Source organism: Thermodesulfobium narugense DSM 14796 (genome assembly GCF_000212395.1).
GTDB classification, from domain to species: domain Bacteria; phylum Thermodesulfobiota; class Thermodesulfobiia; order Thermodesulfobiales; family Thermodesulfobiaceae; genus Thermodesulfobium; species Thermodesulfobium narugense.
This window is the reverse complement of the sequence record NC_015499.1, coordinates 121,701-144,006: the sequence shown is the minus strand read 5'-3', so window position 1 is coordinate 144,006 and position 22,306 is coordinate 121,701. Positions and strand designations below refer to the sequence as shown.

Annotated in this window: 20 protein-coding genes; 2 read left to right on the top strand and 18 right to left on the bottom strand. The window is 38.3% G+C overall.

The window, feature by feature from the left end:
- Window positions 1-13: 13 nt before the first annotated feature.
- From THENA_RS00675 to THENA_RS00665, 3 genes are all read right to left on the bottom strand, one after another.
- The gene (locus THENA_RS00675; protein WP_013755512.1) at window positions 14-1,153 is read right to left on the bottom strand and encodes a branched-chain amino acid ABC transporter substrate-binding protein; all 1,140 of its coding nucleotides are present in this window, start codon (window positions 1,151-1,153) and stop codon (window positions 14-16) included.
- 153 nt (window positions 1,154-1,306) lie between these two features.
- A complete protein-coding gene (locus THENA_RS09485) occupies window positions 1,307-2,881 on the bottom strand; it encodes a DUF3373 family protein (protein WP_013755511.1) in 1,575 nt (524 codons plus the stop codon).
- 298 nt (window positions 2,882-3,179) lie between these two features.
- Window positions 3,180-4,205: a glycosyltransferase family 9 protein gene (locus THENA_RS00665; protein WP_083816082.1), complete on the bottom strand. Its 1,026-nt coding sequence runs from the start codon at window positions 4,203-4,205 to the stop codon at window positions 3,180-3,182.
- A 25-nt stretch (window positions 4,206-4,230) separates the two neighbouring features.
- On the opposite strand from THENA_RS00665, the gene THENA_RS00660 reads away from it, so the two are divergent.
- Window positions 4,231-5,619, top strand: coding sequence for a DUF4127 family protein (locus THENA_RS00660; protein ID WP_169309402.1), 1,389 nt, complete (start codon window positions 4,231-4,233; stop codon window positions 5,617-5,619).
- Window positions 5,620-5,636: 17 nt separating this feature from the next.
- Here THENA_RS00660 and THENA_RS00655 read toward each other — a convergent pair whose 3' ends face one another.
- From THENA_RS00655 to gltB, 15 genes are all read right to left on the bottom strand, one after another.
- Complete coding sequence (locus THENA_RS00655; RefSeq protein WP_154645287.1) at window positions 5,637-5,885, bottom strand: zinc ribbon domain-containing protein; 249 nt, start codon at window positions 5,883-5,885, stop codon at window positions 5,637-5,639.
- Between the two features lie 105 nt (window positions 5,886-5,990).
- Window positions 5,991-6,311, bottom strand: coding sequence for an HU family DNA-binding protein (locus tag THENA_RS00650; protein WP_013755508.1), 321 nt, complete (start codon window positions 6,309-6,311; stop codon window positions 5,991-5,993).
- A gap of 21 nt (window positions 6,312-6,332) precedes the next feature.
- Complete coding sequence (locus THENA_RS00645; RefSeq protein WP_013755507.1) at window positions 6,333-7,316, bottom strand: NAD(P)H-dependent glycerol-3-phosphate dehydrogenase; 984 nt, start codon at window positions 7,314-7,316, stop codon at window positions 6,333-6,335.
- Window positions 7,313-7,912 carry a glycerol-3-phosphate 1-O-acyltransferase PlsY gene (gene plsY, locus THENA_RS00640; RefSeq protein ID WP_013755506.1) on the bottom strand — a complete coding sequence of 200 codons (600 nt, stop codon included), beginning with the start codon at window positions 7,910-7,912 and terminating at the stop codon, window positions 7,313-7,315. The genes THENA_RS00645 and plsY overlap by 4 nt, the downstream gene beginning before the upstream one ends.
- A 2-nt stretch (window positions 7,913-7,914) precedes the next feature.
- Window positions 7,915-9,192 carry a ribosome biogenesis GTPase Der gene (gene der / locus THENA_RS00635; protein ID WP_013755505.1) on the bottom strand — a complete coding sequence of 426 codons (1,278 nt, stop codon included), beginning with the start codon at window positions 9,190-9,192 and terminating at the stop codon, window positions 7,915-7,917.
- Window positions 9,189-10,019: a 4-hydroxy-3-methylbut-2-enyl diphosphate reductase gene (gene ispH, locus THENA_RS00630; RefSeq protein ID WP_013755504.1), complete on the bottom strand. Its 831-nt coding sequence runs from the start codon at window positions 10,017-10,019 to the stop codon at window positions 9,189-9,191. Before ispH ends, der begins: the two co-directional genes overlap by 4 nt.
- 9 nt (window positions 10,020-10,028) lie before the next feature.
- Window positions 10,029-10,724: a phosphoribosylaminoimidazolesuccinocarboxamide synthase gene (gene purC / locus THENA_RS00625; protein WP_013755503.1), complete on the bottom strand. Its 696-nt coding sequence runs from the start codon at window positions 10,722-10,724 to the stop codon at window positions 10,029-10,031.
- Between the two features lie 26 nt (window positions 10,725-10,750).
- Complete coding sequence (purB, locus tag THENA_RS00620) at window positions 10,751-12,043, bottom strand: adenylosuccinate lyase (RefSeq protein WP_013755502.1); 1,293 nt, start codon at window positions 12,041-12,043, stop codon at window positions 10,751-10,753.
- An 11-nt stretch (window positions 12,044-12,054) separates the two neighbouring features.
- On the bottom strand, window positions 12,055-12,816 hold the full coding sequence (gene hisF / locus THENA_RS00615) for an imidazole glycerol phosphate synthase subunit HisF (RefSeq protein WP_013755501.1): 762 nt from the start codon (window positions 12,814-12,816) through the stop codon (window positions 12,055-12,057).
- 63 nt (window positions 12,817-12,879) lie between these two features.
- Window positions 12,880-13,284: a transcription antitermination factor NusB gene (gene nusB, locus THENA_RS00610; RefSeq protein WP_013755500.1), complete on the bottom strand. Its 405-nt coding sequence runs from the start codon at window positions 13,282-13,284 to the stop codon at window positions 12,880-12,882.
- A complete protein-coding gene (accC, locus tag THENA_RS00605) occupies window positions 13,281-14,624 on the bottom strand; it encodes an acetyl-CoA carboxylase biotin carboxylase subunit (RefSeq protein WP_013755499.1) in 1,344 nt (447 codons plus the stop codon). The genes nusB and accC overlap by 4 nt, the downstream gene beginning before the upstream one ends.
- 89 nt (window positions 14,625-14,713) lie before the next feature.
- A complete protein-coding gene (gene accB / locus THENA_RS00600) occupies window positions 14,714-15,178 on the bottom strand; it encodes an acetyl-CoA carboxylase biotin carboxyl carrier protein (RefSeq protein ID WP_013755498.1) in 465 nt (154 codons plus the stop codon).
- Complete coding sequence (gene efp, locus THENA_RS00595; RefSeq protein ID WP_013755497.1) at window positions 15,175-15,744, bottom strand: elongation factor P; 570 nt, start codon at window positions 15,742-15,744, stop codon at window positions 15,175-15,177. Before efp ends, accB begins: the two co-directional genes overlap by 4 nt.
- Before the next feature lie 93 nt (window positions 15,745-15,837).
- Window positions 15,838-17,304, bottom strand: coding sequence for a glutamate synthase subunit beta (locus THENA_RS00590; RefSeq protein WP_013755496.1), 1,467 nt, complete (start codon window positions 17,302-17,304; stop codon window positions 15,838-15,840).
- Window positions 17,305-17,324: 20 nt separating this feature from the next.
- On the bottom strand, window positions 17,325-21,878 hold the full coding sequence (gltB, locus tag THENA_RS00585) for a glutamate synthase large subunit (protein WP_013755495.1): 4,554 nt from the start codon (window positions 21,876-21,878) through the stop codon (window positions 17,325-17,327).
- A 187-nt stretch (window positions 21,879-22,065) separates the two neighbouring features.
- Here gltB and THENA_RS09860 point away from each other — a divergent pair, with 187 nt between their 5' ends.
- Window positions 22,066-22,212, top strand: coding sequence for a hypothetical protein (locus tag THENA_RS09860; protein WP_154645286.1), 147 nt, complete (start codon window positions 22,066-22,068; stop codon window positions 22,210-22,212).
- Window positions 22,213-22,306 lie beyond the last annotated feature (94 nt).

The window sequence follows — 22,306 nt, the reverse complement described above, 5'->3', positions numbered from 1 at the left end:
CACTCCCCTCATATTAGTTGAAACTTATCCAGTTACCGTTCTTTACTACATACACGTTAACAAGATTATTAGTAGTATTGCCTTCTTTATCAAAAGAAGTACTACCTAATATACCATCATATTTCAAATTGTGCATTGCATTTGCAAGGATACTCCTGTCCGGTTTACCCGCTAATTTAATAGCGTCTATTATAGATAAAGTTGCATCGTATGAAAAGACCGAGTAGTCAGTGGGATCTTTTTTAAAAGTTTCTTTATATCTTTGAATAAAATTAGTGCCCTTTAAAAACTTGTCCAATGGAAAGCCCACCGACGTAGCCATTGTGCCCTCTGATGCTATCCCTGCAATCTTTACAAATTCGATATCTCTTATGCCATTAGCACCAAAGAATATGGACTTTATTCCCATTTCTTTTGCCTCTTTTACGATCTGTGCGCACTCAGGATACATCCCTGCAAAATAAATTACCTCAGGATTAAGAACCTTTATCTTTTCAAGAGGAACCTTGAAGTCCTTGTCTCCCTGGACTATCTTTTCCTCTGTAAGAATTGCTCCCCCAAGTTTTAAAAATTCACTTTTAAACGAGTTTGTTAGTTCTCTTGCATAGGCGCTGCTGTCTTCTATTATTGCAACTCTCTTTAATTTCAGATTATTTATTATAAAGTTAGCAGCATATGGTCCCTCTAAAGTGTCACTGGCACAGATTCTAAAGACGCTGTAATAACCTTTAGCGGTAAGTTCTGCGGCTGTAGTAGAAGGAGTTACCATTACTACGTTGTTCTTCGCATAGATTTCAGCGGGCAAAATTGTGTCCCCTGCGTTCGCCCCTCCAACAACGCCAAGAATAGAGGAATCAGCAGAAATCTTTTGGGCAATGATAGCGGATTCTACTGGATCGCCCTTATCGTCCATCTGGACAAGCTCAAATTTCCTGCTCAGCGCTCCTCCTGCAGCATTGGCATCCTCTATTGCAAGAAGGGCTCCATTTCTCTCCTCTTCTCCAATCTGAGAAAACTCCCCCGAAAGAGGGACTACAATAGCAATTTTTAGCGCAGGGCTTGTTATGCCTATTTGGACGCATCCAGAAATAAATAGGCTTAATGCGAATATGAACAACAACGAAAAAATAAGAATTATCCTGCGATTATTCAATAAAGAGCCCCTCACTTTTAGATAAGCTTACTTATGTTATCACAAAAAGAGTAGTTTAGTGAAGGAAGAGAGACTATAAGAAAATCTTAAGATAAAAATACTTTTGCTTATCAATAAAAAAGCCCCCGATTGCTCGGGGGCTAAAAAAGTTCTTTAGAACTTTACGTCCATCTGAATGTAGTATCTTGTATCGTCTTTGATCTGATCTGGGTTGAAAGTATAGTAGTAGCCATTAACTGAATCTGTGTTATAAGGTCTCTTACCCTTCCAATAGTCGTAGTTAAGAGTCAAGGTTGCGTTCTTTGCGACTGGAAGTTGATAGTATACATTGTAGTAATCCTTATACTTTCCAGCATCCCATGTGTTAAAAAGGAATGGGTTATAGTACTTGTTGTCGCCAAAGAAGAAGTCACCAGTTAGAGCGCCGACTGGAAGAGGAATAGTTGCTCCTACTCTCCATGCTCCGCCGTTTACAGAGTGTGTTCCACTAAGATCTGGACCCGTTGCTCCCTCTCTTGGCATGTCGGTGGATGTGCCGCTATATCCTGCCCACATGTTTACGTTGTACATAGTCCAGTTACCTATTACTGCCCACCAGTCATACTTGCCATAGATGCCGTTTGCACCAGATGTTACGCCAGGAACTCCTGAAAGAGCACCAAAATACGTAAACTTGTCTATATAACCGTAGTCTGCTTCTAAACCAAAGGTGTCAAAGAGCTTTGTCTTGAGGTTTAATATATATACGTCCTTATCTTTAAGACCACTAGCTTCTTGAGCTGACGTAACGTTGCCTGCGTCAAAGAGCTTTACCCATGCAGCTGAAACTGAAGTTGATGGAAGGAAGTTTGACATGTCGAATACTACCAAACCGCCTTCTACTGAGGCATCAAGGAAGAGCGCATTGTAATATCTGCCTGTATCCATAGTAGGAAGTCTGCCAAGGACGAATGTAACAGGATATGGGTTCAGAGTCCATGTGATGTAAGATCTCTCTACGAATAGAGTATTCTGATCTAACATGTAACCTGAATTTGCAGCGGTCACAGGGTTAGCGTAATTATTTGTCCCGTTTACACCTGCGTTCTTCTGCATTGTAAGCCTTGCGTTGAAGCTGATGTTGTCAGCAACTGGTGCTGCAACGTTTAACCTGATTCTATAGCGCATAAATGAATCGTTCTTTTTATCTGGTGGTGTAGTTGTCTGTGCTGCTAGCGCTTGACCACCAATCCATCCATTTATACTACTACTTACTACTGGTGCAACTATTGTTCCTGCTGGTAGTGCATAATAAGTTAGCTTTTCGCTTGCAAGTCTAAACCTTGCATCTCCTGTGAAGTTTACAGTGTCAAGAGCTGCCTTCTTCTCAAGTGCTGCAACTCTGACGTTTAGAGAGGCGAGTTCTGACTTAAACTCTTCAGCGAGCTTCATAAGTGTTGCGATGTCGTTAGCGTTAAGCTGGATTTTTTGATCCTGTGCATTTTGACCTTTTTCATACATATCAAGCATTCTTGCAACTACCATTGCCATCTCATAACGGGTGGCAAGTCTGTCGCCTCTAAATGTTCCGTCGCCATAACCAATGACCAATCCCTTTGCTGCTAAATCTTGCACTGCTTTGTATGCCCAAGAATTAGCTGGCACATCAGAGAATGGTCCTGCCATAGCGGGAACTGCAAGGGCGACGAGAAGAGATGCGACTACAAAAAACATAGCGAATTTTCTCATCTTTGCATTTCCCCCTTTAGGAAAGTTTAATTTTTTTTGTTTCGTATATTAGCCTCTTTACAGAATCACTTCTTGCACTCGGGGGATTTCACCTCCTTTTTTTGCAGATTGAGATCATCTGTAAAAGGCTCTTTGAAGGCTTTAAAAAGCCTTTCAAAGCTTTGGGAGAAGCAAAACTATATTTAGTTGTCAAAGTTAAACTGAAATGAGCTTATATTAGTTTACTTTAGATTAGAAAATTCTGTCAAGTAGATAAAAATCCTTTTAACCTTATATTAACGTTATTTTAATTTTAATATCAAAATCCTAAAAGATCTATCGTAGCATCGACTATCTCATCAGGCGTTATCAGATTCATACACTCTCCGCCTTTGTCACATCTTTGATAAAGACACTTTCTGCAAATCTCTTTGTGCATCAACAACCTATACTTTTTGCCCCAAGGCCTATATCTTCTCTCATCAGACGGCCCAAAGAGCGCAACTGTGGGGATATTCAAAAGAGATGCTATGTGCATAGGTCCCGAGTCATTGGTAACAAGAACTGAGAGATTTTTTATGATGTAGAACAATTCAACAAGATTAGTCTTTCCGCACAGATTAAGTGAATCTACTTCCTTTGAGATCTTGTCACAAAGATCTCTCTCCTCGCTTGATCCGAGTAAAACTAGATTCAAGTCATTACTTTTCAGCATTTTTGCGACCTTGACGAATCCCTCAATGCCGTACGCCTTAGGCTGCCAAGTGGCACCTGGCACGATGCCAACTGAACCTAATATCTTGTCAAAAACGTCGCCAAACTTGATAATAGTCTTCTTGTCAATTATAATCTTATCAGAGTAGTCGAACATAAAATTTTCAGCACCTTTGTTGAAAACATTTCTGAGGTGCTCTTCGGTTGCGTGAATGCCAGGGATTTTTGGCTTAAAGGTCGTAAATATTTTTTGTCTGGAACGCACAAATATTGGCAGAATGGAGTGTCTAAGGTCTATGACAAGGTCGTATCTTTTTTTTGAAATAGCCTTTATCAAAGGGATTTTCCCCTTTATTCCCCTGTTTTCAGAGGTGTACAAGAAGACTTCACCCACGTTTGGCAGAGCTGAAAACATTTCCTTTGATCTTTCTCCCACCAGGATGTCAAATTGAGCTTTTGGGAAGAGCTTCCCGATCTCAAAAAATACGGGCAAGGTCATTATGGTGTCACCTAAAGAAGAAAGCGTTATAAAAAGGATCCTTTCAAAATCATCCCTTTCTCGAAGAGATTTCCTAAAGATACTTATGATATCACCTCTAATAAATAATATATACTTCAGTGATTTTAGCATAGCTTCACAAAGAGTTGCATGTTATGTGCCATTGGACAACAGACCGCCAAATTTTATCTACCCAAAGAGATTAGCAGATATCCTGGGAATAAAGCTGCTAGTTCCTCCGGTGGAGATACTTTCTGAGAGAAGGAAAAAGGCTGCAAGTCAGGAAATACTGGCCTTTTTAGTGGAAAGTTGGGCAGATTGTGCTATAGTTAGCGCTGACTCAATGATATTTGGAGGGCTTGTTCCTTCGAGAGAGACACAGATGTCAAAGGAAGATGCCATGTGGTACACAAAGAGACTTCTTGGTCTTAAGAGCTCACACTTATTTGACAGCGTTTATCTATTCAAATCCCTTATGAGACTCATGCCCACAGTTTTGGATGAAAAGGAGCTTTTTTATGCTACAAAAATAGAAGAGATAATGAAGTTTTCAGATGAAGACATCAAGAATCCTGTAAACTTCTATGAAAGAGAGCTTCTTTTGACATACGTTCCTCCAGACTTGCTAAGAGACTATATAGAATCAAGAAAGATCAATTATTTTGTAGATAGAACGCTAATAAAAAATTCTGATAAAGTAGATCTCTTAGTTCTTGCTCAAGACGACTCAACTGACAGGGGCGTAGCATATGAAGAGAAGAAGAGGCTTAGTATGATTGCCACAAAAAATACCAAAATAGTACAAGGCTCAGATGAAATAGGCATGATTTTGGTAACGAGATTTGGCAAAGATAAAGATATAAGCTTAAAGACTATTTTTATTCCAGAAGAAGTCGAAGAAGAAATAATGCCTCTTGAGACAGTGCCTCTTGGGAAAAATCTTTTGTCTCAGATAAACCTACTAAACCTTAAGTTGAAAAATAGTGAACCAGACTTTTATATGATAATCTTTGGCAAAGACGGATATGAGCAAGCAGCTTTTGAAAAAGTAAGATCCCTTGTTAAGGAGGGGAAAAACGTTGCCTTTGCAGACGTTTCAAACATGAACATGACAGATGAAAGGATGTTCAAGCTTTTGCTTGCAAGCGGCCTAATATTTAGGCTAATAGCATATGCAGGATGGAATACAGCTGCAAATACCACAGGGTGTGCTCTTTCTCAGGCAGTTAGTTACCTTTCTAGCAGAAACTTTAAAAAAAATTTCAGATTTCTGATAGAGAGAATAATTTATGATTACTATTATCAAAACGTTATAAGGAAACAAATAAACAATATATTGATAGAAAACAACCAATCAAATTTCAAGATGACACAAGACAGCATAAACATAGCAAAAAATATATTCTTTCAATACTTTCCTGGAATTTCAGAAGAGCTTATGATGTGTAGCCCGATAAAATTTGACATTACAGATGTAAGATTTTCTCTTCCATGGGACAGAACCTTTGAAGCAAACATAGAGATAGACATAAAGCTAAGAAGTTAAAGTTAATTTAGTAAAATTTACTTCTTAAACACGCTAAGAGAAGATACTAAACCCACAGCTAAGCCTATTATCAGAGCAACTATCAAAAACAAAGCATACGTCGTAGCCATAGAGTTCTTTTTCACTCTCAACTTTTTTGTAGAATCTTGGAGGAGGGCATCTCTTGTTAAAGGCGCGCCACAGTTCCTGCAAAAAAACGCATCAGGAGGATTTTTGGTATTGCACCTATAGCAAATTTTTTCTTCTTTCCCTTTAAAGATAGTCATATTCATGAATAATAACAAAAGGAATAATTTTGTGCAATAAAGACAACACAATTTAAAAAGGAAAAGGAAAGAATCTCCTCCCCTTTTCCCTTTTTTAAATATCTATTATTTTTTCTTTGCGCCCTTAACAGGCTTTTTCTCAGCTTTTTTTGGTTGGACCGCCTCCTTCAAAGCCTTTCCGGCCTTAAAGCCTGGAGTCTTCATGGCAGGTATAACTATCTCTTCCTTGCTTCTTGGGTTCCTGCCCTTTCGCTCCTTTCTCTCTCTAACCTCAAAGGTACCAAAACCAATTAGCTGAACCTTCTCGTTTCTTTTAAGGGCATCCTTAATAGAATCAAAAACGGCTTCCACTACAACTGTGCAATCCTTTTTGGTCATACCCTTACACTTTTCAGCAACTGCATTAATAAGATCTGTCTTTCTCAAAAAATTCACCTCCTTTCAAATTTAGTAGAATTCTTTTAGTGGCTTTCGAGAAGTAAGTGAATCAATTGCATCTCTAATAGAAGCCTTTTTATTTACGATTGCAAAGACTTGTTGAGTGATCGGCATATCAACGCCTAATTTTTTAGATAACTTAAGAGCTGCTTCAGACGTATAAATGCCCTCTATAACGCTGCCCAACTTTTTCTTTATATCCTCTAAAGAGTAGCCCTCAGCAAGAAGAGCACCAGCCCTAAAATTTCTGCTTTGAAAAGAGGTGCAACTCAACAAGAGGTCGCCTACTCCAGAAAGTCCAAAGAAGGTTTCCTGTCTTGCCCCCAATTTCAAACCAAATCTTGTAATCTCAGCTAATCCCCTCGTTATGAGAGCAGCTTTCGAATTGTCGCCGTATTTTAAACCTTTAACAACTCCCGCAGCTATAGCAATCACGTTTTTCAGTCCTCCCGAAATCTCAACTCCCACCACATCATCTGTAGTATACACTCTAAAGTATGGAAAGATCAATAGTTTTTGCCAATATTCACTCTCTTCTTCAAGCTCTGATGCAATCACAGTTGCACAATACTCCTTTAGAGCCACTTCTCTTGCGAAATTTGGGCCTGAAAGGACTGAATATCTTGAGTTAGGCAAGAGCTCTTTAAATATTTCAGACACCCTTTTTAAAGTACTTATCTCTATCCCCTTGCCAAGATTTAGGATTCTAACCGATTCTTTGAAAAAGGGCTTAAAATCTTCTATTACCTGTCTTATAGATTGAACGGGAACAGAGAAGACAACATCATCTATATCAGAAAGTAATCTCCTATCACTAGTTGCAAAGACATTTAAGGGTAGCTTGATGCCTTTTAGATACCTTACGTTTTCGTGAAGAGAGTTTATATTATTTACGACTTCCTCATCTCTTGCAAATAGCAAAACGTCACTTCTATTTGCAATCACCGTAGAAAAGGACGTTCCCCATGTTCCCGCACCTATAACAGCTATCACTTCAGCCTTAACTCCTCACCTCTTAGCAATCTTTTGATATTATCCCTGTGTCTATATAATATTATTAAAAAAGCAATTAAAGATACGACTTTTAGATATATAGAACCTATCAATATCTCATATATTAACACACTTGATGCTCCAAATATAGATGCAAGAGACATTATTTTTGTTCCCTTGAGGGTCATAAACCACACAATAAACCCAACAGTTAAGGCTCCTGGATCAAGCCCCAAAAAAGCGCCTGCACCAGTTGCTACGCCTTTTCCTCCCTTAAAGTTCATAAAGGGTGAGCTTATGTGCCCAAACATCGCAGCAAATCCAACCAAAATAGCAAATATCTCAGAATTTGGAAAAAAAATAAATCTTGCAGAGAAAACAGGCAAAAACCCCTTCATAGCATCAAGAAGCCCTGCAAACACAGCATATCTTAAACCAAGCACCCTATATACGTTGGTAGCCCCTACATTGCCGCTTCCCACTTTTCTTAAATCACATCCCTTTGAAAGCGCTATCCATTGCGAAAATGGCAAACTACCTATCAGATAAGATAGAGTTAAAAAAATTAAATAAGAAAAAAGGCTCTGAAGGCTCATATTTAATCTTTGAACTCCATTCTCAAGTTTATGCCTTTCATGTCAAGATCCTTTTTTACTGTATTTATTAGATATCTTAAATAGGATTTTGGAACAAGATCTGAACGAACGTTTGATTTGATATCAATTTCCAGAGGAAATTTTGACTCAAATCTAATATTTCTTATTATAAGAGTTTTGTTTTCTACTGTTATAGGCCTTAGTGACACCGCTTTTCTTATTGCCTCTAAAATGTCCTTCTTGTTGTAAGAAGTCATGGCCTTTTCCCAAAGGTCTTTAAGATTTTCTAATACAAGGTGAACGCTTTCTCCTGTTAAGGCAGAACCAAAAATTAGAGGAGAATCCATAAACTTTAGATCGCTTTTTACGTTATTATATACAACTCCAAGAGAAGAGTGAGGGATAAGGTCCTTTTTGTTTAGAAATATTATTGAAGCGCCAGTTCTCTCAATCATCAAACTGGCTATTCTTTTGTCTTGGTGAGTGACCAAACGACTTGCATCTATAACAAGAATCCCCATAGGAGCCTTCATAGCAGATATGCTTCTTGAGACACTCAAGCCGTCAAGCTCTTTATCATAAGACTTTCTTCTCTTTATGCCCGCGCTATCTAGTAAAAGCCAACTTTTCCCAAGTCTTCTGAAAGACTTTGCCACCACTTCTCTTGTTGTCCCAGCAAAGTCTGAAACGATAAATCTCTCTTCCTCAAGAATTGCATTGGCAAGAGATGACTTTCCTACATTCGGAGCGCCAAATATGCCAAATACAATAGGAGTTGGCTCTTCGAACTTTTGTCCTGTTATCTTGCTAAATATTAAGTCTTCAAGTTGATATACGTTTAGACCGTGATAGGCGCTTATCTCTACAATATCTCCAATTCCAAGAGAATAAAAATCTGATAAGTCAACTCTCCCCTCGCATTTGTTTACCACAAGGATCATGGGTTTGTTAAACTTTCTCAGATACAAAGCTATTTCTTCGTCTGTACTGGTAAGTCCCCTTGCCTCTACAACCTGAACGATTAGATCAGACTTTTCAATAATTTTTTTAGACTTTTCAAAAGCAAGCTCAGAAAGGTAATCTCCCTCAAGAACGCCTGGTAAGTCTACTAAAGTTATGGCTGTCGAATCGGTATATCTGAAGATTCCTTCGTGAAAATCTCTCGTAGTTCCGGGCACAGATGATACCATTGAATAACTTTGTTTGAGCAATCTGTTAAAAAGCGTAGACTTTCCAACATTTGCCCTGCCTGCAAGAACTACAATAGGGAGTTTTCTCATAAGCTTTTTAACCTACTTTCTACCTCTTCAATAATCCACTCGGGCGTAGATGCTCCTGCAGTTATCCCAATTTTTTTATATTTTGACACGTTTTCAGGCAAATCAGCAGCTCCCTCAACCTGATAGACGTCAATATCGTATGAACTCAGAGCCAAAAATAGCTTTTTTGTGTTTGAACTAGCTCTTCCACCTATTACAATCATAGCTTCAACTTCATCTGCTAGCTCCTTTGCCGCCTCCTGCCTTTTTCTGGTAGCAAAGCACACCGTATTTGCTACTACAAGCTCCTGTGATAGCTCCACCATCCTTGATGCAATTAACTTTAATTTTTCAATTGGTTGCGTTGTTTGGGATAGTAATCCTACCCTTTCTACAACCTTTTTGTCAAAGCTAAACTTCTCAAGGTTTTCGTTTACTACAGTTGCATTTGGCGCATAGCTCAAAATTGACTGCACTTCAGGATGTTCAACTTCTCCTAATATTACTACGCGAAAGCCTTCATTATAAAACTTTTGGGCGATGCTTTGTGCTTTTGCTACGTGAGGACACGTTGCGTCTATTACCTCTATACCAAGCTTTTTTACTCTTTCAAGAACGTCTCGCCTTACTCCATGGGTTCTTAACACTATTGCAGGAGCACTGACTTCGTCAAGAGAATTTATAGCAATTGCTCCGAGTTGAGAAAGTCTCTTCACTTCGCGCTCGTTGTGAATCAGCGGTCCAAGCGTGTTAACTTTTTGATATTTCTTTAGTGCATCAAGGACTTTCTGATGAGCAAGTCTAACTCCGTAACAAAAGCCTAAAGAAGATGCCCTTTTTATTGTCATAGAATTACACTATTTAGTTATCTTTTCTAAAAATAGCCTATAGCCAGCAAGTAGATCGCCCAAATCAAATCTAAATCTGTCTTTGTCAAAGGGTTCAAGGGTATCTTTGTCCCATAGCCTCATCGAATCAGGAGTAATCTCGTCAGCTAACAATATTGAATCCTTAAATTTACCAAACTCAAGTTTAAAGTCAGCTAATATAATTCCTTTTTCCAAGAGAAAACTTGAAAGAACCTCGTTGACTTTGAGAGCACTATTGTATAATACGTCAAGTTCATCAAAGGTAACAAACCCAAGCGCAACTGCCCTATCGTCGTTTAGCATAGGATCGTGAAGCTCATCGCTTTTATAAAAGAGATCTTTGATAGGAAATGGAAACTTTATACCTTTCTTAAGGCCAAGATTCTTTGCAATTGAACCAGCAGAATAGTTGCGAACTACTACTTCTATGGGTAGCATAAAGCACCTTTTGACTAACATTTCGTTGTTAGAAAGCCTCTTTACAAAGTGTGTCCTTACGCCATTTTTTTCAAGAAGATTCATTAAGATTTCTGTAATAGTTGCACACATTTCTCCTTTGCCGCCAAAAGATTCCTTTTTTACCCCGTCAAAAGCAGTAGCTTCATCCTTGAATCTAAAGACAACCAGATCGGGATCATCTGTCAAAAAGACTTGTTTTCCTTTTCCCTCATACAAAAGCTCCACGAAATCATCTCCTTTAAGAGTTTTAGTTATATTACTCTTGAAACTATTTCGTCTACATAACGGACAAAATATTTGTAGTCAAATACCTCGTTTAACTCTTCTTCACTTAGGTATGACTTTATTTCCGGATCGCTTCTAACTATTTGTTCAAAATTCATCTTTTCGTTAAAGGCCTTCATCGCAAGCGTCTGAACTATTTTATATGCTTGTTCTCTTAACATATTCTTTCTTACAAGCTCTAAAAGAAGTCTTTGAGAACATATAAGCTTGCCTCTGAAGTTAAGATTTTCCATCATATTGTCTGGATATATCTTACAATCAGTTAAGATTCTAATCATAGTCTTAATCATATAATGAGTCAATATAGCGCTTTCTGGTATGATCATCCTTTCCACAGAGGAATGGGATATATCCCTCTCATGCCAAAGCGCGGTATTTTCAAGGGATACTATAAGGTTGCCTCTAAGTATCCTTGACATCCCGTCAAGCCTCTCACAAAGTATTGGATTTCTCTTGTGCGGCATAGCAGAAGAACCCTTTTGACCTTCATAAAACGGCTCTTCCATCTCTAATACCTCAGTCTTCTGCAGATGTCTAATTTCAAGAGCAAGTCTTTCTATAAAGGATCCTATTAATGCCCATGCAGAAAATACGTTTGCAAATATATCCCTTGGTATAATCTGAGTGGATACCTCCAGAGGTTTAAGTCCCAGTTGTTCAAGGGTTAGGCGCTCTATATTTGGGTTAAGGTGCGCATAGGTTCCTACTGCACCAGAAATCTTTCCTACTGCAGCTTCTTTTGACACGTTTTGAAGCCTTTCTTTATTTCTTTTTAGCTCAAGTAAATATCCAGCAAGCTTGAACCCAAAGGTAATGGGCTCAGCGTGAACCCCATGAGTTCTGCCCACACACAAAATATCCTTAGTCCTTATAACCAGATCTTTCAAGACGGATTCGAGCTTTTCTAATTCTTGATAGATAAGGTTGTTTGCCTCCTTTATCTGCAAGCTAGTTGCAGTGTCAAGAATATCAGAGGATGTGAGTCCAAGGTGAATAAATCTGCTTCTTTCGCCAACGTTTTCTGCAAGAGCAGTAAGAAATGCAATAATTTCGTGATGGACTACGCTTTCTATCTCTTTTATTCTCTTAATATCTACTTTTGCATTTGAGCGAACAGCTTTATACGTCCCCTCAGGGACAGCCCCTTCTGTCTCCCATGCTTTTAAAACCGCCATTTCAATGTCTAGCCAAAGGTTAATCTTGTTTTCTTCAGAAAATATTGCCTTCATCTCGCTTTGGGCATACCTGTCAAGTTCCATAAAAGCCTCCTTTACCAGTCTAGCCTTACCGGTATTTTTTCTTTTTGCATAGCAATCTTTATGTCTTTAATTCTAATCTCGCCAAAGTGGAGAACGCTAGCAAGAAGCGCAGCTGTAGCTCTGGTCTTTTTAAAAACTTCTATCACGTGTTCAATTGTACCCGCTCCGCCAGAAGCTATAACAGGAATGTTTACAGCTTCAGAGATCCTTTTGGTAAGCTCAATATCATAACCAGTTTTTCTACCATCCTGATCCATGCTGGTTAGCAGTATTTCTCCAGCACCCCTATCTTCTACTTCTCTTGCCCACTCAACGGCATCAAGGTCTGTGGGTCTTGAGCCACCGTGTGTAAAAACTCTAAACGAGTCGTTCTCCCTTTTTGCATCTATTGCCACCACCATAAACTGCCTTCCAAACGTAGTAGCGCCCTTTGTAATAAGTTCAGGGTCATAGACTGCTGAAGTATTTATCGAAACCTTATCGGCACCAGCCATAAGTAGATCTTCCATATCCTTAAGAGACTTTATGCCACCACCAACGGTAAAGGGAATAAAGACTTCTTTTGCAACATCCTGAACAACCTTTAGCATTATATCCCTTTTTTCTTTTGAAGCTGTAATATCTAAGAAAACCAACTCATCAGCCCCTTCTCTATCGTAGGTTCTCGCAAGTAGCACAGGGTCACCAGCATCCCTTAGGTTTATAAAGCTTATTCCCTTTACGACTCTTCCATCCTTTACATCAAGACAGGGTATAATTCTCTTTGAGAGCATAAAGTCCTCCTCATAAACTTATTGTAAATCACAAAAGAGTTAAATAGAAGTTTAAGTTATAATTTAAGATTTGCTAATGTTTGCTACTTTAGACAGTACAGCGTTTACGAACTTATATGATTTCTCAGTTCCGTAAAGTTTTGAGAGCTCTACTGCCTCGTTAATGGCAATTGAAGGAGATAATTTTAAATAATTCATTTCAAAAACTGCAATTTCCATAATAAGTCTATCGGTAACAACCATCCTTTCAGTTGGCCAATCAATAGACAATTCGTCTAATAATTTGTCAATAGCATCTTTATTTTCAATTATGCCCTCAGCTCTTACCCTTATAAATTCAAAGTCTTCTGGCTGGATGTGTTCGGCATATCTTTGCATAAGGACATTAATCGTGCTCTGACTGTTTATCTCAAGTTCATACAAAATTTTTAAAACCATCTCTCTTAAATATCTTAAGGATTTTTTCACTTTATGCCCATTCTTCTTTGAACGAAATTCGTATAATAATCCCCTTTTCTAAAGAATGCGTTCTTTAAAACCTCTCTGTGAAAGTCTATGGTAGTTGAAATTCCATCTATTACCATCTCATACAAAGCCCTTTCCATCCTGTTTATGGCTTTTTCTCTGGTAGGAGCGTATGCGATAACCTTTGCGATAAGCGAATCATAGTAAGGAACAATATCAAATCCTGAATAAAGATGAGTATCACACCTTATACCAGGACCACCTGGAGGAATAAATTGGGTAACCTTTCCCGGAGACGGACGAAAGTTATTGCGAGAATCCTCAGCATTAATTCTACACTCTATAGCATGTCCCATAATCTTTATATCATCCTGAGAAAATGGAATTGGTCTGTCTTCAGCAATCAATAGCTGTAACTCTACCAGATCAATTCCTGTTACCATCTCTGTTACAGGATGCTCAACTTGAATTCTTGCGTTAATTTCAATAAAATAAAACATCTCTTCAGGAGTGACAAGGAATTCTGCAGTACCAACTCCCACATATCCTACTTGGTTGGCTATAGCAAGAGCTGCCTCGCTTAAATCTTTTCTCAGCTTTGGACTAATAATACAAGAAGGGCTCTCTTCAAGAAGCTTTTGGTGTTTTCTTTGGATTGAACACTCTCTCTCAAAAAGAGATATACAGTTTCCAAATTTGTCCCTTGCAAATTGAATCTCTATATGTCTTGGCTCTGAAACATATTTTTCAAGGTATAAATTACTGTTTCCAAATGCTGTTTTGGCTTCATTTGAGGCAGTTTCAAAGGAGTCTTCAAGTTCTTTGAAACTCTGTACTATTCTCATACCCTTTCCGCCGCCTCCTGCCGCAGCCTTTAATATTAACGGAAAACCTATCTCTTTTGCAAGCCTAAAAAGGTCTTCTTTTGAATTGACAAAACCCGTTGAACCAGGAACCACTGGGACTCCTGCGCTCATAGCCACAGATCTCGCTACAGATTTGTCTCCAACCTTTTCCATAGCTTCGGGTGATGGCCCTATAAAGGTAATTCCAGCATCTTTGCAAACCCTTGCAAATTGAGGAGATTCGGCAAGAAAGCCGTAACCTGGATGAACAGCGTCACATCCGGTAACCTCAACAGCAGAAATTATAGCAGGAATGTTTAAGTAGCTTCCCTTTGCGCTAGCAGGTCCTATACATATGCTTGCATCAGCTTGTTTCACTGGGAGGCTCGTTTTATCTGCCTCTGAATAAGCTAAGACAGAAAAGTACCCATATTCTCTAAGTGCTCTAATAATTCTTAGAGCAATTTCACCCCTGTTTGCAATCAATATCCTTTTCATAAGGCAAAGTAACTAAAATCAATAGATTTAACAAATAACAGTCTTAGTTCAGACATTAATTCACCTCTAAAAGTATCGTAATATAAGGATTAAGTAATATTTTGCGGTTCAACAACCATCAAAGGCTGACCAAACTCGACAGGCATAGCGTTTTCTACTAGTATTTCCTTTATAGTTCCCTCTACTTCGGACTCTATTTCGTTCATAAGTTTCATTGCTTCAATAATACATACAACTTGACCTTTTTTTACGTAGTCTCCAACCTCTACAAAGGGCGGAGAGTTAGGCGAAGGAGATCTATAAAATGTGCCAACCATCGGAGATTTTATAAAAACTCCCTCTGATTTAGACTGTGAAATACCTTCTAAACTATTCTTTTTAATTTCTTCAGAAGTAGGCAAACTAAAGCCACCAATATCAACTACACCCTTTCGGTCACTTTCTCTCTTAAGATTTAGTTTTATTCCTTCGGATTCTAAACAAAGCTCAGTAATAGAGTTTTCCTGCATAGCCCTTATTAACTCTTTTATTTCTTCAAGATCAAAATTAATCATGACTTTACCCTTTCAATATAAAGATTTGTTCGGGTATCCACTCTTACCACATCTCCCACATTTATAAATAAAGGCACACTTATAACAGCTCCAGTCTCAAGGGTAGCAGGCTTTGAGCCGCCCTGTGCAGTATCGCCTCTTACGCCAGGATCGGTCTCAACCACCTCTAGATCAACAGTAGTCGGAAGTTCAATATTTAAAAGCGTACCATTATAAACTATTGCATCAACGCTTTGCTCTTCTTTAAGATAATTTACAGCATCTCCTAAAACGTCTTTATTCAACTCCCACTGTTCGTAGTTATTTAAGTCCATAAAGTGATAGGTATCCCCTGATTTGTACAAAAATTGAAATGGCCTTCTCTCAACATCTGCCTCTATTATCTTGTCTTCAGACCTAAAGGTCTTTTCAAGGACAGCGCCAGTTTTTAGATTTTTTAGCTTTGTTCTGACATATGCAGCGCCCTGTGCTTTTCTTGCGTGTTGAAAGTAAACAACCTGATATACAGCTCCATCAATTAAAATGTTTGTAGCATTTTTTAAGTCATTCATAGAAATTTCAGCCATATCTACACTCCCTAATCAAAGTTATTAGTGATAATAATATATTAAACTATATTATTTAAAATTTAACAAAAATTTACAAAAAAGCCAATTATTTTATTTTGTTATCAAAAATTCGTTTACGCTCTTTGCAACGCCTCTTCCTTCTGCTATTGCCCAAACGACAAGGCTTTGTCCTCTTCTCATATCTCCTGCTGCAAAAACCTTTTCTACGTTTGTTTTAAAATCTCCAAACTGTGCTTTGACGTTAGATCTGTGGTCTTGCTCAATGGAAAGTTCCTTTATAACTTTATCCTCTGGTCCCAAAAATCCCATAGCGATCAATACCATATCAGCTTTTAACTTTTCTTCGCTACAGGGAACGTGCTTTGGTATAAAATTACCTCTATCGTCTCTTTCCCATTTTACCTTAATAGTATTAACCCATCCAAGACTAACGCCGTCTTCTTTAGGTTCAAAACTCGTAACAGTGGTAAGATAAATTCTCGGATCCTTTCCAAAAAGAGCTATTCTTTCTTCTTGTCCATAGTCAACCTTTAAAACCTTTGGCCACTCAGGCCATGGATTATTTTGAGATCTAACTTTTGGTGGTTCAGGAAGTATTTCTATTTGTATAACGTCTTTACATCCATGTCTGATAGCTGTAGCAACACAATCAGTACCTGTATCTCCCCCTCCTATTATAATTACGTTTTTGTTCTTTGCTGATATCAAGTTTGAATAGTCGCTGTCCAAAAGGCATTTGGTATTTGACTTCAAAAAATCTACAGCAAAATAGATCCCCTTTAACTCTCTTCCAGGAACTTTTAGATCTCTGGGCTTGGTTGCGCCACAACAAAGGACTACAGCATCAAATTCCTTTACAAGATCTTTTAAATATATATCTACTCCAATTTCTTTATTCGTAAAAAACCTTACGCCCTCTTCTTGCATCAAGTCAATTCTTCTCATTACAACTTTTTTGTCAAGTTTCATGTTTGGTATGCCATACATTAGAAGGCCACCAACTCTATCTGCTCTTTCAAAAACTGAGACCTCGTGTCCATAAGAGTTTAATGTATCAGCACAAGCTAGACCCGATGGGCCTGATCCAACGACAGCTACTCTTTTACCACTTCTCTTAACAACCCTTTTCTCAACAAAGCCTTCTGAAAAAGCCTTTTCTATAATAGCAAGTTCATTGTTCTTTATAGTTACGCTCTCCCAATTCAAGCCTTCTGTACAAGAGCCTTCACATGGAGCAGGACAAACTCTTCCTGTAAACTCTGGAAAGTTGTTGGTAAAAATTAGCCTTTTATATGCCTCTTTCCATGCTCTCCTGTAAATTAGATCATTAAACTCTGGAATAAGGTTGTGAAGGGGACACCCTGCAGTCATTCCTCCAAGAAGAACCCCTGAGTGGCAAAAGGGTATTCCACAATCCATACACCTTGATGCCTGAAGGATTATATCTTCTTCGCTCATAGGTATTTTAAACTCGTTGAAGTCTTTAATCCTTTCAAGAGGAGCTCTCTCAGAAGGAGTTATTCTTTTTTGTTCAAGAAAGGCGCCAATCTTTCCCATAAATACCTCCTAAGTTGTGTTTAGTTACCAGAAATCCTTGACATATCTTTGATATTTTCATAGAAAGCTTCCATTAAAGCTTCATCTCCACTAAAACCAGCGGCATAAGCTTTTTCGATTGCAAGAAGCATTCTCTTGTAGTCTTTTGGTATTATCTTTACAAACCTCTTTTTCTCCTCTCTCCAATCTGACAAAACTTGTCTGGCAAGTGAAGAGTCTGTATACATTAAGTGTTTTTCGATCATTGAACGGACTTTCTCTTCTTCAGAAGAATTCTCTATAGACTCTACATATACAGTATTAACGTTTATTCTTGTTTTAAAGCTTTTGTCTATGTCATACACGTAAGCTATTCCACCAGTCATTCCAGCAGCAAAGTTTCTTCCTGTTTTCCCTAAACAAACAACTATGCCGCCCGTCATATACTCACAACCGTGATCGCCTACACCTTCAACCACGACCTTTGCTCCTGAATTTCTTACACAAAACCTTTCACCTGCAACTCCTCTAATATATCCCTCTCCTGAAGTAGCTCCATAAAACGCTACGTTTCCTATAATTATATTTTCATGCGCTACAAATTTTGAATTCTTTGGCGGATACACTATTATCTTGCCGCCACTTAGGCCTTTTGCTATGTAGTCGTTTGAATCACCCTCAAGAATAAGAGTTATTCCTTTCGGCAAAAATGCGCCAAAACTTTGGCCTGCAGAACCTACAAAATTTATTTTTATAGTATCTTCAGGCAAACCTTCAAGAGCATATCTTGAAGTTATTTCGCTGCCTAAAATTGTCCCAACTACTCTATTGGTATTTCTAATAGGCAAAGAGATCTCGACAGGCTCTCTGCTTTCTATTGCACCTTTACACTTTTTTAGTAATACTCTATAGTCCAAAGACTTTTCAATTGAATGATCCTGTTTTCTAGTGCAATATCTTCCAACTGACGAGTCTACTGGCGGTTTTGCGAGAATTGAATCAAGACAAAGCGTTTTGGCTTTCCAGTGATCTGTTTCTACAATCTCAAGGCAATCAGTTCTGCCAACCATCTCGTTTACAGTCCTAAATCCCATCTGGGCCATAATCTCTCTTAATTCTGTTGCTAAGAAATACATCAAATTTATTACATATTCAGGCTTTCCCTTAAAGTACTTCCTCAACTCTGGATTTTGGGTTGCAATGCCCACAGGACAGGTATCAAGGTTACAAACTCTCATCATCACACAACCTAACGCTACAAGCGGCAAGGTAGCAAATCCAAATTCTTCAGCCCCAAGCATCGCTGCAATTGCAATATCTCTGCCAGACATAAGCTTCCCATCTACCTCAATAGTTATTCTATCCCTTAAATTATTTAAAACAAGCGTCTGATGAGTTTCAGACAACCCCAACTCCCAGGGAAGCCCTGCATGTCGTATACTGGATCGTGGAGAGGCACCCGTTCCACCATCGTATCCAGATATCAATACTACATCTGCTTTCCCCTTAGAAACCCCTGCGGCGATAGTACCAACCCCAACCTCAGAAACGAGCTTTACGTTAATCCTTGCGTTTCGATTAGCGTTCTTGAGATCGTGAATGAGCTCAGCTAAATCTTCAATAGAGTATATATCGTGGTGTGGGGGTGGCGAAATAAGCCCTACTCCAGGAGTTGAGTATCTTGTTTTCGCTACCCACGGATAAACCTTCTGGCCAGGGAGTTGCCCTCCCTCGCCAGGCTTTGCTCCCTGAGCCATTTTTATCTGAATTTCGGATGCATTTACAAGATAAAGACTGTCTACGCCAAATCTTGCTGATGCAACTTGCTTAATAGCGCTATTTCTTGAGTCGCCGTTTTCATCTGGAATATATCTGGACGGATCTTCACCGCCTTCACCCGTATTTGACTTGCCGCCTATCCTATTCATAGCAATAGCAAGGGTCTCATGCGCCTCTTTCGAGATTGAACCATAGCTCATAGCACCAGTTTTAAATCTCTTTACAATAGATTCCACGCTCTCAACTTCATCAATTGGTATTGGGTTATTCTGTTTTTTAAATCTAAAAAGTCCTCTTAAGTTCTGAAGAGCGTCACACCCTTCGTGTAAAGAAGCAGTAAACGCCTTAAATTTTTTATAATCGCCCTCCATAACAGCTCTTTGTAAAAGATATATTGTTTCTGGCCTATAAGCGTGGTATTCGCCATCATCCCTAAACTGATAAATGCCTCCTGAAGGTAGCACTTGATTGTTTGGCAAAAAAGCCCTGTTGTATCTTAATAGAGTTTCTTGTTTAATTATATCCAAATTTATTCCGCCTATTCTTGACGGCGTTCCTGTAAAATATCTATCAATCACTTCCTTGCCGATTCCTACACACTCGAATATCTGAGCGCCCATATAGCTCTGAAGAGTTGAAATGCCCATTTTGGAGGCTACTTTCATCACGCCCTTTAAAGCTGCTTTTACGTAATTTTTTACTGCCAAATCGTAGTCTATTTCTAAAAGAGATTTTTCGCACATATCCTTTAGCGTATCAAAAACAAGATAAGGATTTATTGCACTAGCTCCGTAGCCAATTAAACATGCAAAGTGATGTACTTCTCTTGGCTCTGCCGACTCCAGGACTATGCTAACCTTTGTTCTAGTACCCTTTCTGATAAGGTGATGATTTAAGCCAGAGAGCGCAAGAAGAGCAGGAATTGGAACCAGATCGAAACTTGCACTTCTATCAGAGAGTACAATTACGTTTGTTCCACTTTCAACTAACTCATCTGCCCTTTCAAAAAGTTTGTCAAGAGCTATCTTTAGATCTGAGTCTCGATTAAATAATATAGAAACTGTTTCAGACTTAAATTTTTCTTGATCAAGAGATTTTATCTTCTGTATATCTACATTTGTAAGTATTGGATTTTTTAACAAAAGACGCCTGCAATCTTCTGGTCTTGGCTCAATAAGATTTCCTTCACTTCCAAGTAGCATCTCAGAAGCTGTTATTATTTCCTCTCTAATTCCGTCCAACGGCGGATTTGTAACCTGGGCAAAGAGTTGCTTGAAATAGTTATATAGCAATTGTTCTTGGTTAGAAAGCACTGCAAGTGGTGAGTCATAACCCATTGATCCAACGGGTTCAACCCCTTGAAGCGCCATAGGTTCAATTATCTTTCTTATATCCTCATATGTATATCCAAAAGCAAGCTGCAATTGAATTAGTGACAAATTTGAATTATTCTTTGAAAGATGCTTATTTTTAACCTCCAAGTCATTAAGAGTAATCATATACTTATCAAGCCATGAAGAATATGGCTTCTCTTCGGAGATTTTCCTTTTTAGCTCTTCATCAGAGACTATCCTTCCCTCAACGGTATCAACCAAAAGCATTCTTCCGGGTCTGAGTCTATCCTTGATAACAATTTTTTCAGGATCTATATCACATACTCCAACTTCTGAAGAAAGTACTATTGTGTCGTCATCCATTACATAATATCTCGATGGTCTAAGACCATTCCTATCTAAAACAGCTCCTACAATTAGACCATCTGTAAAAACTATTGAAGCAGGGCCATCCCATGGCTCCATTAAGCAGCTGTGATATTTATAAAAAGCCTTTTTCTTCTCGTTCATGCTTTCGTGGTTTTGCCAGGGTTCCGGTATCATCATCATAACTGAATGTGGCAAACTTCTGCCCGTTAGATATAGCATCTCAAGACAATTATCAAACATCTGAGAGTCAGAGCCGTCTTCATTAATTATTGGCAAACACTTGGTAATTTCTGGAAATATTTTGGAAGCAAAAAGTTTTTCTCTTGCCTTCATCCAATTTATATTTCCTCTAAGGGTATTTATTTCGCCGTTGTGAATTATATATCTATATGGGTGGGCCCTTTCCCAGGAGGGGAAGGTATTGGTAGAAAATCTTGAATGAACTACTGAAATCGCGCTTTCAAAATCGGGGTCTCTAAGATCTTTATAATACTCTGGCACCTGTTGAGGAGTTAACATTCCCTTATAAACTATTGTTCGCGAAGAAAGGCTGCATATATAAAAAAGCAAATTGTCTTCATCAGCATACTTTATTTCCTTTTCAGCCCTTTTTCTAATAAGATAGAGCTTTCTTTCAAAATCAATGCCCTTTTTTACTGAATTTGATCTCTTGATAAAGGCCTGTTTTACTACTGGTTCTTTAAGTTTTGCAACGCTTCCAAGCGTTGAGTTATCCGTCTCAAGTCTTCTCCAAAAAATAACGTTTTGTCCTTCTTCTTCAACAATTTCTTCAAATTTTGATTCGAGTTCTCTTATCTTTTCTTCATCTTTAGGAAAGAATATCTGTGCTAGAGCGTAGTCTCCCTCTTGGGGGAGATTTGGAACAACTTTCTTAAAAAACTTGTGAGGAATCTGGGTTAAGATACCTGCGCCATCACCTGTATTCTCTTCGCATCCTCTTGCCCCTCTGTGGTCCAGATTGACCAAAATTTTTAGAGCGCTCTGAACAATCTGAAAAGATTTCTTACCTTTGATGTTGGCAATAAAACCTATTCCACATGCATCGTGTTCATAAAAGGGGTCGTACAAACCGTTTGAAAAAGTCTTTCCCATTAGCTTTCTTTCTCCTCATCTCGTCAAGTATGTAAATGGCTTTATTTTATATAAATAATTGTAAAAAGTGAATAGCTTTATTTTATTTCAAATTATTTTGATGCCTAAATTAAGCATTCAAATAAATTGCCAAATTCTACCAGCATGTGATATATGATTTTTAGTCAACATTATAGGGATAACAAATTTGGTTGATTTCTTAGAAGATGTAAGGGGTTTAAAGTGTGCACATGACAAGTTCTTTAAGATAGTTTTTTCAGATGCTAAGGATACAAAAAGCATAAGTTCTCTTATTAATTGGTACCAAAAAACAAAAATATTACTCACTTTTTAGCAGTAAATAAAAAGCTTAAATTCCTTGAATTATCAGCAATTTTTGGTTTTTTGTTTGCTCTAACTGTCAAAGGCTTCATTTTCTCCTAAAAGGA